Consider the following 12,921-nt stretch of genomic DNA (forward strand, 5'->3'; position numbering starts at 1 on the left):
TCAGAGTCGCAACATGACGGATCATTCCAGTAAACTGGCCGCGCTGCGGTCAGGTATTGACGAGCTCGATGCTGAGCTCGTTTCTTTATTATCCCGGCGGGCAAAACTGACCACTCAGGTAGGTCAAATTAAAGCGGAAACAGGCATGCCTGTGTATGTGCCCGAGCGGGAAAAAGAACTCATTGCCTCAAGACGTGCCGATGCAGAAGCTGCCGGTGTATCGCCTGATTTAACCGAAGATTTACTGCGCAGGATCATGCGTGAGTCTTATCACACCCAGAATAACCGCTACCGCTGTATTAATCCTGATATTCAGCAGGTTGTTATTGTCGGTGGTGCCGGTGCGCTGGGTAAAGTCATCGTCAGTCTGTTTGAAAAGTCCGGTTATCCGGTGGCAGTGGTAGAAAAAGACGACTGGTCAAAACCGGAAACGGAACAGCTTTTTGCGCGGGCAGATCTGGTGATCGTTGCCGTACCTATTACACTGACTGAAGCGGTGATCAGACAACTGGATGCATTGCCTGAACATTGTGTGCTGGCTGACATCACCAGTATTAAAGTGAAGCCTCTGACCACCATGCTGTCGTGCCACAAAGGTCCGGTGGTGGGTTTACACCCCATGTTCGGACCCGATGCGCCCGGTATGATAAAGCAAGTTGTGGTGGTATGTGATGGCAGGGGAGAAGCCAGCTATCAGTGGTTGATTGAGCAAATGCGCACCTGGGGTGCCACTGTTCATCACAGCACGGCAGAAGAGCACGATCGGGCAATGGCCTTTATTCAGGTAATGCGCCACTTCAATACATTTGTTTATGGCGCCCATTTGCAGGGTGAAAACCCGGATCTCGAAACTCTGACAGTATTCAGTTCACCGATTTATCGTCTTGAACTGGCAATGGTAGGCCGCCTGTTCGCTCAGTCGCCGCAACTCTACGCAGACATCATCTTCAATAATCCTGATAACTTTGCGTTGTTAAAGCGTTTTCATGAGCGTTTCGGACAAGCATTATCGTTATTAGAAAAAGGCGATAAACAGGCATTTATCGATGAGTTTGACCGCATTGGCAGCTGGTTCGGAGATTACGCGAAAAAATGTCTTGTCGACAGTAAACAGCTTTTATTAAAAGCCGACGATGATGAGATGTTGAGGAAAAATTAATTATCTTTATTTGATATTTAATTAATAGAGAAAGGTGGACGTTTGTCTGCCTTTTTTGTTTTGTATGATATTTAACTTAAATTCGTCGAATTAAAAGATCATTTTATAATTAATTCAAGGTTAGTGTTTACTATCAATAAAGTGACTGTTTAGTTGGGCTTTATTTAGGTTTTACTGATGTGTGTAAAACTTATTTATCCACTGTCTTTAAAATGTAATTAAAAGTAAAAAATGGAATTTTTGTCGCTATTTCCCCTTTTGTAAATTGATTTACACAGCTGGATTATGGTTTATTCCCCGCCGCGATTTCAGTCGCACAAATATAACCATCAATAATCAGAACTTCGTAATTGTCTGATTTCAGATAATGCAAATAGTTCAGGGGAACTAAAAAGTGAACATCAATCCTAAAATCGCCCAATCGATTAAAATTGCATTTGCAATGGGAGCAGCTTCAACCCTTCTAACGACAACACACGCCTTCGCACAGGATACAGCCACAGCTGAACAGCAGGTTGAAAAAGTGCAGGTTACCGGCTCACGCATTAAGCGTACCGACATGGAAACGGCCAGTCCCGTTGCAATCATCAGCGCTGAAGACATTTCTTTAGGCAGCTACACGTCGGTTGAACAGGTTTTACAACAAAGTCCTGCTGCCAGTGGTATGGCAACAGGTGCCGCATCAAACAACGGCGGTGTGGGTGCTGCCCGCATTAACCTGCGTGGTTTAGGCGCCAACCGTACACTGGTACTGGTTAACGGCCGCAGAATGGTAAATTCCGGTACCGGCGCAGACTCTTCAGTTGACCTTAACACTATCCCGCTGGCGGCAATCAAGCGTATTGAAGTACTGAAAGACGGTGCTTCTGCGGTATACGGCTCAGACGCTGTTGCCGGTGTGGTTAACATCATTACAAAAGACGACTTTGAAGGTTTTCAGATTGATGTCGGTTATGCAGGCAGTGATGAGGGTGATGCCAACACAGGTAACATCAGTATTGTAACCGGTGCCGGCGGTGATAAAGGCAATATCGTTCTGGGTATCAGTTATGTTGACCGTGGCTCTGCTATGCAGGGTGATCGTGGTTTCTCTGCCTGTCCTGACAACGATTATGATGCAGAAGGTAACTGCCAGTCAGGCAGTTCCTATGTACCGGGTGGTGCATACAATGCCGGCGACGGCTGGGGAACACTGGACAGTGATAAGAACTTCTCTGAAGGATACACGCCTTACAACTACTCTGAGCGTTCTTATCTGTACACGCCGCAGGAACGTATCGGCTTATTCGCGAACGGTAATTACAACCTGACTGATGATGCACAGGCATACATGGAATTTTTGTATACCAAGCGTACATCCACGCAGCAAATGGCACCTTCTCCGATCAGTGCAACCCTGACCGCTGATGCTACAGGTAACCCTTTCGGTGTCGCAACCTCCATGCGTCGTCGTATGACAGAAGTGGGTGACCGGGTTTTCGATCAGACCACAGATACCATCCGTTCAGTCGTCGGATTCCAGGGCTATCTGGATATCGGTAACGGTTTTGACTGGGATGTGTCTTACACCTACGGCCGTAACGATGCGACAGACCGTTCTTCCAATTACATCAACCTGACTAAAATTTATCAGACCATGGACACTGATGTGTGTGACGATGTCACCATTCCTTGTCAGGACTGGTTCGCCACTGAAGGCAATATTACTCAGGAAACTCTGGATTACATCACTTATACCGACCAGGCATCCGGTGGTAACCAGTTTACTTCCTGGAATGTAAACCTGTCGGGAGAGCTTTTTGAACTGCCAGCCGGTTTCGTCGGCTTTGCCGGTGGTGCGGAATACCGTAAAGAGAAAGGCTGGTATCAGCCTGATGCGGTAACTGTTGCAGGTGATGGCAGCGCCTCGGCGCAGGATCCTACATCCGGCGGCTACGACACCACGCAGGTTTACGCAGAATTTGCTGTGCCTTTACTGGCTGACGTCCCCGGAGCAGAAGAGCTGTCTCTTGATGCCGCTATCCGCTGGTTTGATTACAGCACGTTTGATTCTGATATCACCTGGAAGCTGGGTTTGACCTGGCGTGTAAACGAAGATCTGATGTTCCGTGGTGTGGCGTCTACTGCATTCCGTGCACCCACCGTCGATGAACTGTACGGCGGTAATGTGGGTTCTTTCGATTACCTGGTTGATCCGTGCTCAGGCTACGGCAGCCTGGATACTGCGTCAAACGTATATCAGGCCTGTAATGCGCAGATTGGTAACACCTCTTATGCGTACACGGATTCTCAGATTGAAAATACCTATGTGACCATTGATAACCTGAGCCCGGAAGAGGCTGATACTTACACATTAGGTGTGGTGTACAGCCCGTCTTTTGTGGAAGGCTTATCAATGACACTGGATTATTTCACCATTGAATTGAGCAACGCTATTTCCCGTATCGATACACAGTCTTATCTGGACAGCTGTTACGGTGGGGATGAAGAAGCTTGTAGTGTACTGAGCATCGTCCGTGACGATATCACCGGTAACATTGATTACATGGAATCACCGCTAACTAACGTGGGTACCCTGAAAACCCGTGGTGTTGATGCCAATGTGACCTATAACTTCGACGCACTGGGTCTCAACTGGAACGTTAACTGGGATACCACCCGTCTGCTTGAGTACACCGAAGACAATGTGGAATACACGGGTAAAATCGACGGTAACAACGGTGGATTTGCAGAGTGGAAGTCTAACTTTGCGATTAAAGCCGGTACTGATGACTGGAAGCTGCGCTGGAAGATGCGTTACATCGGTGGCATGACAGACGATTACTATCTGGAATCGTACGGTCTGATGACTGATGTGGGTACTGTGGTGTACCACGATGTTTCAGGTGAATACTACATCAATGATCAGTGGTCAGTGTCTGCCGGTATTGACAACCTGTTTGATAAAACACCTCCGTACCTGTATTCGTACAACGATATGAACACCGTACCGGAAGTTTACGACGTGCTGGGCCGTTATTTACACGCCCGCATCACTGCACGCTTCTAAGCTTTGTGCAATATGAGTAAAGCAAGTCCTCAAACATGCTTGCTTTACTCTGATTGAACTGCGCAACCGGTCGTCTCCCTGGTACCGTGTTGCGCTTTTTTTAGTTAAAAGCTGAATGTGCGGCTGACACTGGCAAACAATCTTGCATCCGCCGTGTCGTAACTCAATGTTGTATCCTCCGCTGCAATCTCGATGTCAAAACCATGAAACTGCGTCTGATACGCCACTTTGTAATGCACATAACTGCTGTCACCGGTATCCCACTGATATTTTTCTTCATCCAGTGAATGAGAGTTATCAACCGTCAGCTGTATTGCATGGTTGTCTGCAATACTGAACGTATGGGCGACTTTCCCGATGACATGATCTGCGCCGGTACCGAAATAATCCCACGAATACCACAGTGTGGTTTCTGTTATACCCAGACGGTGGGTAAAAATCAGTTTTCCGTACATCTCCGGGTAGTTATATTCGCTGGCTGCAGAGCTGCCATAATAGCTGTAGTAAGCAATACCGAAATCAGCATCTGTTGATTCATTCAGTGACTGATAATAACCAGTGTAAAAATCCAGTTCGCGGTTTGCTGCATCGCCGTAATCCACATTGGACGTCCAGCTGCCAGCATACCAGCCGTTGTCAGCTGCATAGTCGATACTGCCCTGAAGGGCAGGATTATTCTGCGTCTGACTTACTCCGTTAAACATGTAATCAGAGGCGCCGGTTACCGTCGCTGACCAGTCCGCCAGCGCGGAGGGTGCAACGGCAAGTGAGCAAATCGCTACCATTTTTGAATATGTAAACTGCATATATTCTCCTTACTGCATGGTTTCGATTTTTTCAAAATCGAGTTCATTTTCTTTCGGTGAGCTGTCTATTTTTCTGACCGGTGTGAATTTCTTGTACAGAATATAGCCCAGACAGCAATAGAACAGGGCAATCACCAGTGCGCCGACCCACTGAATTTTCAGGAAGTCGATTTTGAACAGCATGGTCAGTGCTGCCAGTGCGATGAAGTTCAGGAAAAAGTATTTCCACTTACCCAGTCGTCCTGACGACAGGTTCAGGTTGTCGGTATACAGACGAATGAGGGAATCCAGCGAGTTGATCACAAACACAATGCCTACAAACACCATGGCGATGTTGCGGATCCCGGTGGTATCCAAACCTGCCTCGTGATAGTGATACAGCACACCAAACCACAGTGCGATGGGAATCGAGGGGAAGATCAACATTGCTGACAGTACCTGCCAGGTTTTTAAGCCGCCGACGAAGCGGGAAGTAAACTGACCAATCATGATGCTCCAGGCAAACCACCAGAACAGATAAAACGCGTGATAATTATTCAGCGGGAACAGAAAGTGCTCGATATTTGCAAAATAGCCGCCCAGCAGGGATGTGGCAGCGAAGTATTCCGAAATGTCACTTTTACCCCACAAGAAAGCACCGCCCCACATGAATGCGATGAGCGAAATAAACAACCAGGTCGTAGAAACACTTAAAATTCTGACGTATTTAATATCTGTGCTGCTGTATACCGAAAAAGCGATGGCTGCGAACACGATAAGATAAAACACAGGTACTATGGACTCGCCATCTCCGAGGGACGGTAAATACCATGGCAGGTTTTTAAGAAGCAGGAACGCCGTAAATGCACAGGTACCGATGATCACCACGTTATTGATGAACTTTACCCAGCTGATTTCAAAGAATTTTACCTTCGGCTCGATGACACAAAAGTAAAAACAGGTAACAAAGTAAAAGGCCCAGATAAAGAAGCCCCAGAACCCGAACTCAATGGCGAGAGGGTTAGTAAAGGCATACTCCGGGTTTGCCGGGGTATCGGCATAGGTACTGAACTCCGTCAATGGAAACATGATCAGTCCTACATCCAGTCCTGAAGTAAACAGAATGGAAATGAAGGTCAGTGTTTTCACCGGCGTCACACCGATCATGGTTAAGTTGCCCCATTTCCACAAAATGAAAACAATGGCGATAAGGGTTAGCGCGATACCCGCGCTTAACCATAAATTCATAGGTTACTCCTGATTGTTCACCGGCGTTTCAACGCCCATTACACCCATATCTCTGCTGCGCTGACGTTGCTTCCACTTAAGATCGCCGAGCACATCCCGGTTCTCTGAGGCCAGTGGTTCATTACCCAGGATCAGATCGGCAGCCCGCTCAGCCACCATGATGGTCGGTGCATTCAGGTTGCCGTTAGGAATGGTGGGGAAGATGGACGAGTCAACTACGTGCAGATTAGCGATACCGTGTACCCGGGTTTGTGAGTCGACAACGGCCATATCATCCTCACCCATTTTGCATGAGCAGGAGGGGTGATAGGCACTTTCCACCGCCCGGCGGACAAATGCATCGATTTCTTCATCAGTCTGTACCTGCTTGCCGGGCTGGATTTCTTCGCCGCGGTACTTGTCAAAGGCAGGCTGGTTGATGATTTCACGGGTCAGCCTGACGCAGGCACGGAAGCCTTCTATGTCATCCTGATGTTGCAGGTAGTTGAACTGTATTGCCGGAGCCTGTGAAGGATCTGCTGACTTTACATGCACGAATCCACGGCTCTTTGGTTTGTTGTGGCCAATGTGCACCTGGAAGCCGTCACCTTTTACTGCACTTTTCCCATCGTAACGCATGGCGGCGGGTAAAAAGTGATATTGCAGATCAGGCCATTCCACACCTTCTTTCGAGCGGATAAAGCCGCAGGACTCAAAGTGATTGGTGGCACCGAGGCCATCTTTAAACAGCAGCCAGCGGGCTCCGATCAGGCCTTTTGAAAACCAGTCCAGTTTGCGGTTCAGTGTGACAGGTTCTTTGCAGTAGAACTGAAAATAAAACTCCAGATGGTCCTGCAGGTTTTCTCCCACACCGGGTAAGTGATGCTGACAATCAATACCGGCTTTTTCGAGTACGTCGCGGTTACCGATACCGGATAGTTGCAACAAATGAGGAGATCCGATGGAACCGGCACTGAGAATAACAGCCTTGCTTGCAAACGCTTTTTCAGTGCCGTCTTTGCCGGTGAACTGAATACCTTTTGCGACTTTGCCTTCAAGCAGGACTTTTTCAACAGTCGCCAGGGTCACAATAGTCAGGTTGTCACGGTGCTTAACCGGATCCAGATAAGCCCTTGCGGCAGAGCAACGTTTTCCGCCTTGCACGGTCATGTGCATCGGGCCAAAACCTTCCTGCTGTGCGCCGTTGTAATCGAGCGTTTCTGCATAACCCGCCTGTTTGCCCGCTTCAATGAAAGCGGTATAAAGGGGGTTCTGCATCTGGTTGCCATTATTTGTTCCCAGCGGGCCGTCTTCTCCGCGGTAGGCGTTGGCACCTTCGTACCAGTCTTCAGCACGTTTAAAATAGGGCAGACAATGTTGATAATCCCATTGCTCAGCACCGTGCTCTGCCCATTCATCAAAGTCACGGGCATGGCCCCGTACGTACACCATACCGTTTATTGATGATGAGCCGCCCAGCACCTTTCCTCTCGGGCAGTGCATTTCACGGTCATCAAGATAAGGCTCCGGTTCCGTGTGAAACTGCCAGGCGTATTTGTCTGTATTCATCGGAATTGACAGGGCAGTGGGCATCTGAATGAAAATGCTTTTATCACTGCCGCCGGTTTCTACCAGTAATACCTTATGCTGCGTATTGGCAGACAGGCGGTTTGCCAGCACACAGCCTGCAGAGCCCGCACCGACGATAATGTAGTCATACTGTTTCATCGTGACTCCTTAAAACGGTGCTTCAAGTGGTGTCATGCCCATGTATACCGATTTTGTCTGGGTATACTGATCAAGGGTTTCGATACCGTTCTCACGGCCGATGCCGGATAGCTTGTAGCCGCCCACAGGCATTTCAGCAGGAGAAGCGCCGTAGTTATTGACCCAGCAAATTCCGGCTTTCAGCTGGTGGATGACACGGTGAGCCCGCTGAACATCTTTGGTCATGATGCCTGCTGCCAGGCCCAGAGGGGTGTTATTAGCACGGCCTATCACTTCGTCTTCATCTTTAAAGGTCAGAATACTCATGACAGGGCCGAAGATTTCTTCCCTGCAGATAGTCATGTCGTCCGAACAGTCTGTGAAAATGGTTGGTGCCACGAAATAGCCGTTGGGAGCATCGTCCGGTTGCAACGTCGTGCCACCGGTGAGTAATGTTGCGCCTTCAGCTTTCCCTTTTTCGATGTATCCCATCACAAGATCCTGATGTTTTTTCGAAATCAGGGCACCGAAATTGACGTCCGGGTTCATCGGATCGCCGGCTTTGATATTGTTTTCCGTGCGGGTTTTCAGTTCACTGACAAAAGCGTCATAAACACTTTCATGAACAAATACCCGTGTGCAGTTCGTGCATACTTCGCCCTGGGTGTAGAAATTCCCCAGCATGGCTGCACTCACAGCCTGAGAAATATCGGCATCGTCAAAAACGATAAGGGGGGATTTGCCACCTAACTCCATGGTGACGTCTTTTAAATTGGCGGCAGCGGCTTCCATTACTTTACGGCCCGTGCCTACTTCGCCGGTAAACGACACCTTTTCAATGTCCGGATGAGTGGTCAGCCAGTTACCAGTGTCGCCGTCACCATGAACCACATTAAACACACCGGCTGGTACGCCGGCTTCAATATAGACTTTAGCCAGCTCAACCGCTCCCCGGGGCGTTTCTTCTGATGGCTTGAACAGCATGGCATTTCCGGCGGCCAGTGCCGGAGCCGATTTCCAGCAGGCGATCTGGATAGGATAATTCCATGCACCAATCCCGGCACAAATACCCAGAGGTTCTTTTCGGGTGTAGTAGAAATCCCCGCCCAAATCCTGTTGCTGACCAACCTGAACTGGGGCCAGATTGGCGAAATATTCGATGGCATCAGCACCGGTGACCACATCCACGCAATCTGCTTCCTGAATGGGTTTTCCGGTATCCAGTACTTCATAACGGGCCAGTTCGTCGTTGCGCTCACGCAGAATAGCGACGGCTTTAAGCAGTATTCGCGAACGTGCCATTGCAGTCATAGAGGACCACTGCTTAAAACCTTCTCTGGCACTCTCTATTGCTGCCTGACGGACTGAGTCATCAGCCACTTCAACATCGTAAATGACTTCTCCGGTGGCCGGGTTAGTAACAGAGAAGGTTTCCCCGGACTGGTTACTGACAGGTTTGCCGTGGATAAAATTCAGAAGTCTTTTTTCAGACATTAGATACCTCAGTAAAATTAAAAATGACCATGACACCGGCCAAAATACGGGTAGCAAAATACCCCCGCAGTGCAGGTATCATTCAGTTCGAAATCGCGTTATATACTTTCTGAGAGGGTGTTTTGGCTCACTTTCGTTTGAAGTCAAACGGGTGTGATGACGCTTAATTATTATTTAGTGAATTTGAAAGCTTTCTGTATCAAATAGATAGCATGCTGAACTTCAGCAGAAAAAAACGCAGTAAAAATCGCGGCGCATGGTCGCAGAAATGAGAGGAAAAGGCAAATCAGCCCCTGCACGGGGCTGATTTAAAGGCTGGCGATTACTCGCTGTCGATGAGCGCGCTGGCGGCGGCTACTTTTGTCGGACTGACTTCTTCAGTGGGGTAACAACCCAGCACTTTCAGGTAGCGGGTCATCTTTTTCAGGCTCTCAATGGCATTCTGTACCGGTCCGTCTTCCAGATTTCCTTCGAAGTCGATGTAAAACATTTCTTCCCAGGGATTACCCGTGATCGGCCGTGATTCCAGTTTGGTCATATTAAGCTGGTTGTCTTTGAGCACTGTCAGTGCTTCAACGAGAGCCCCCGGCTTCTGTACCGTAGACATAATAATCGTGGTCTTAGCCGGAACCTGTAACGGTACTTTTACCGGATCTCTGGATACAACAAAGAAGCGGCTGTGGTTCTCTTTCTGATTTGCCAGATTAGACTTAATAGCAATTAATCCGTAAAGATTTCCGCCGGCTTCACTGCCGATAGCGGCCACATCGTCACGTTGTAACTCACTGACAGTCAGCATCGCTGAAGAGGTGGCATCCATGGTTTTCACTTCAACATTGCCCAGTTCCGCGAGAAAATGGCTGCACTGAGTAAATACCTGTGGGTGGGCATACAAGGTTTTAATTTTGCTGAGACTGGTGTCTTTAGCTACCAGTAAGCTGTGGCGGACAGGGTGGGTAAGTTCACCAATGATACTCAGGTGAGTGTGTTGCAACTGGTCATAAACTTCATTGATGCTGCCTGAGCTGGTGTTTTCAATGGGTAGTACAGCGTAATCAGCTTCATTACTTTCTACTTTCTGAACAATTTCAGCAAAGCTCTGGCAGCCCATTTCCATCAGTTCACCGGGCCGGCGGGAGAAATATTTTTGTGTTGCCAGATAGCTGTACGACCCTTTATCGCCCAGAAAAGCGACACGGTTAAGCGGCAGGCTGCTGCCGGGATTTGCCCGCTCGGCCAGCATGGCTTGCTGATTCAGTACACTGTCTTCAATGATAACGTGAAAAATCTGGGTGACGTAGTGGGGATCCAGGCCAGCGTTCCGGCCTTCTTTGATTAAACGGATAAGCAGTTGTTCTTCCCGTTTAACGTCTCTCACCGGAATGTGGTGGCGGATTTTTGTTTCTGCTACTTCATTGGTCAGCTGACGCCGCTCGGCCAGCAGGGTTAATAACTGGCTGTCCAGTTCGGTAATGCGTTTTCGTATTGCGTCTAAAGCGGGTTCTGACATAGTTCTACACTCGTATTCGTGGCAAAAAAAAACCTCCCGTGCGGGAGGTTTATACACACAGCGCATCCTCCCTCAAATGAAGGTGATAAAACCAAAAAAGAATGCGTTAGTGTGCTTTATATTCGTTTTCATATGCCCGACTTTATGACGATGACCGGTGAGTGTCAATAGTTTTATACAGTTTTGCACCGGTCGTTATCACCGTTCATCTTCAATCTTAGTGCCGGTTGTGCTAACAGCACCGGGGTTTACCGGTTACTCGCCTAAAAGTGCCGCCAGCATAGCCCGCACTTCGTTAGGTTCGAAGGGTTTATCACACAGGGCATTAACCCCGGTTTGCTGAATGTTAGCCATGTGCATACTGTCCTGAGACTCAGATGTCACCATGATAATCGGGATATGCGCAGTCTCCGGGTTAAAGCGGATAAATTCAGATAATTCACGGCCGTCCATTTCCGGCATGTTGTAGTCTGTCACGACCAGATCAAATTCGGCATCTTTGATATGCGTCAGGGCCATGGCGCCGTTTTCTGCTTCAGTGATCTTCTTCAGACCCATTCCTTCCAGCACCCGGCGAATATGATTGCGGGCCAGACGGCTGTCATCAACCAGCAGTACACGGACTTCATGCACGTCGAACAATTCCAGTTCAAGCTCATCGTGGTTAATCAAATCTAAACTTGCGTTCAGGGCACGGGACAAGTGAATCGGTTCGAAAGGCTTGGGCAAAATTGCGGCCACACCTGCCTGTTTAAATTCTTCCAGTTTTACAGTACGGCTTTCGCTGGACACCAGCATGAAAGGAATGGATGCATATTCCTGATGACTTTTAATGAATTTTAATAACTCAATGGCGGTGCCGTCCTCGAAATACATGGCACTGACAACCAAATCTGCACTGTGGGACTCGATAGCCTCGCGGGCTTCTTTAATCGAACTGACAGCGTCAATTTCTCTGACATTTTCCTTGAGTAACAGGTTTGTAATTATTTTTCGTTGTGTATCTGAAGGTTCGACCAGCACTATGTGCAAGTCAGAGATTGAAAGCTTTTCCATTTTTTCTCACCTGACGTCACTATTGAATGAGACTAATTGTAGTAAGGATTCGGTTTATCCACCGGCCAGTTTAACGGTAAATTGTTTGTCCTGAAGTAAAGTCCGCAGTTTTTCGCGGTCATCAGTTTGCACTTCTATCAGGCCTTCTTTTACTGCGCCACCGCAGCCACATTTCTTTTTCAGCTCGGTACACAAGGCCTTCAGGGCTTTTGCATCCAGGTCCAGACCGTGGATAACGGACACACCTTTACCTTTGCGTCCTTTTGTTTCACGGTGGATTCTGACCACACCATCTTTGGAAGATGAGCGGGTCATTTGTGGTTTCGATTCCTGAATACGCCCACCGTCGGTACTGTATACTAATTTTGAGTCTTGCATATGTATGTCTCTGATTACGTTTGTATGGCACCGTACGGGTGATATAGTCTTTAGTCTAATATCAGTGCGCTTTTCGCTATTTCCGCATGCATCTCAGTACGTTAGTGTGCCTGTTAAGGTAATGATAAGAAATATTACAGGGAAATCCCAATGGATTCCGGCTTTTTCCGTTGTTTATGTTTTATAAACGGTTAATAACGGACTACGCTTAAACAAGATTTAATTAAAGGAAGAATGAATGACAATTGAAGCTGGTTTATCTGATGATGGCGTCACCTGGGTAATCGAACTGGACGATAAATTTGATTTCGGCAAGGTGCAGGAATTCAGAGATGCGTACATGTCGCTACCTCAAACTGTTGAAACCGTAGAAGTCGATTTGGGCAAAACGGAATACATGGACAGCTCGGCTCTTGGCATGTTGCTCAACATGCAGAAAACACTGGCAGACAAATCGCTGAAATATAAAATTACCCATTGTCGTCCTCAGGTCGGGCGCATCTTAACTATCTCCCGGTTCGACAAGAAATTTGCCATTTCCTGATAAGCAGAAAGG

At 48.0% G+C, this 12,921-nt stretch carries 10 protein-coding genes; 3 read left to right on the forward strand and 7 right to left on the reverse strand.

What is annotated here, in order from left to right:
* Positions 1-13: 13 nt before the first annotated feature.
* Both tyrA and AC4PME_RS10640 read left to right on the forward strand, forming a co-directional pair.
* The gene (tyrA, locus tag AC4PME_RS10635) at positions 14-1,159 is read left to right on the forward strand and encodes a bifunctional chorismate mutase/prephenate dehydrogenase (protein WP_491529590.1); all 1,146 of its coding nucleotides are present in this window, start codon (positions 14-16) and stop codon (positions 1,157-1,159) included.
* Between the two features lie 394 nt (positions 1,160-1,553).
* Positions 1,554-4,208, forward strand: a complete 2,655-nt coding sequence (locus AC4PME_RS10640) for a TonB-dependent receptor plug domain-containing protein (protein WP_232373511.1) — start codon at positions 1,554-1,556, stop codon at positions 4,206-4,208.
* 104 nt (positions 4,209-4,312) lie between these two features.
* Here the strand turns inward: AC4PME_RS10640 and AC4PME_RS10645 are convergent, their stop codons facing one another.
* The 7 genes from AC4PME_RS10645 to yciH form a co-directional block, all read right to left on the reverse strand.
* Positions 4,313-5,014, reverse strand: a complete 702-nt coding sequence (locus tag AC4PME_RS10645) for a TorF family putative porin (RefSeq protein ID WP_491045846.1) — start codon at positions 5,012-5,014, stop codon at positions 4,313-4,315.
* Between the two features lie 9 nt (positions 5,015-5,023).
* Positions 5,024-6,241, reverse strand: coding sequence for a BCCT family transporter (locus AC4PME_RS10650; protein WP_119500797.1), 1,218 nt, complete (start codon positions 6,239-6,241; stop codon positions 5,024-5,026).
* Between the two features lie 3 nt (positions 6,242-6,244).
* Entirely contained in the window at positions 6,245-7,948 is a 1,704-nt protein-coding gene (gene betA / locus AC4PME_RS10655; RefSeq protein WP_491045845.1) for a choline dehydrogenase, read from the reverse strand.
* Positions 7,949-7,957: 9 nt separating this feature from the next.
* Positions 7,958-9,421 (reverse strand): betaine-aldehyde dehydrogenase, encoded by a 1,464-nt coding sequence (gene betB / locus AC4PME_RS10660; protein WP_491045844.1) that lies wholly within the window; start codon positions 9,419-9,421, stop codon positions 7,958-7,960.
* Positions 9,422-9,743: 322 nt separating this feature from the next.
* Positions 9,744-10,931, reverse strand: a complete 1,188-nt coding sequence (gene pheA, locus AC4PME_RS10665) for a prephenate dehydratase (RefSeq protein WP_491045843.1) — start codon at positions 10,929-10,931, stop codon at positions 9,744-9,746.
* 255 nt (positions 10,932-11,186) lie between these two features.
* Complete coding sequence (locus AC4PME_RS10670; RefSeq protein WP_491045842.1) at positions 11,187-11,987, reverse strand: response regulator; 801 nt, start codon at positions 11,985-11,987, stop codon at positions 11,187-11,189.
* A gap of 54 nt (positions 11,988-12,041) precedes the next feature.
* Entirely contained in the window at positions 12,042-12,365 is a 324-nt protein-coding gene (gene yciH / locus AC4PME_RS10675) for a stress response translation initiation inhibitor YciH (RefSeq protein ID WP_119500801.1), read from the reverse strand.
* A gap of 238 nt (positions 12,366-12,603) precedes the next feature.
* Between yciH and AC4PME_RS10680 the strand changes: the two genes are divergently transcribed.
* Positions 12,604-12,909, forward strand: coding sequence for an STAS domain-containing protein (locus AC4PME_RS10680; protein ID WP_491045841.1), 306 nt, complete (start codon positions 12,604-12,606; stop codon positions 12,907-12,909).
* The last annotated feature ends 12 nt before the right edge of the window (positions 12,910-12,921 follow it).

The sequence above is a fragment of the Alteromonas sp. genome, assembly GCF_984505615.1.

Bases quoted from the DNA above. Each gene is read 5' to 3' on its own strand.
- AC4PME_RS10645 (WP_491045846.1), bottom strand. From the start codon at position 5,014: ATGCAGTTTACATATTCAAAAATGGTAGCGATTTGCTCACTTGCCGTT.
- AC4PME_RS10680 (WP_491045841.1), top strand. From the start codon at position 12,604: ATGACAATTGAAGCTGGTTTATCTGATGATGGCGTCACCTGGGTAATC.
- betA (WP_491045845.1), bottom strand. From the start codon at position 7,948: ATGAAACAGTATGACTACATTATCGTCGGTGCGGGCTCTGCAGGCTGT.
- AC4PME_RS10650 (WP_119500797.1), bottom strand. From the start codon at position 6,241: ATGAATTTATGGTTAAGCGCGGGTATCGCGCTAACCCTTATCGCCATT.
- yciH (WP_119500801.1), bottom strand. From the start codon at position 12,365: ATGCAAGACTCAAAATTAGTATACAGTACCGACGGTGGGCGTATTCAG.
- tyrA (WP_491529590.1), top strand. From the start codon at position 14: ATGACGGATCATTCCAGTAAACTGGCCGCGCTGCGGTCAGGTATTGAC.
- pheA (WP_491045843.1), bottom strand. From the start codon at position 10,931: ATGTCAGAACCCGCTTTAGACGCAATACGAAAACGCATTACCGAACTG.
- betB (WP_491045844.1), bottom strand. From the start codon at position 9,421: ATGTCTGAAAAAAGACTTCTGAATTTTATCCACGGCAAACCTGTCAGT.
- AC4PME_RS10670 (WP_491045842.1), bottom strand. From the start codon at position 11,987: ATGGAAAAGCTTTCAATCTCTGACTTGCACATAGTGCTGGTCGAACCT.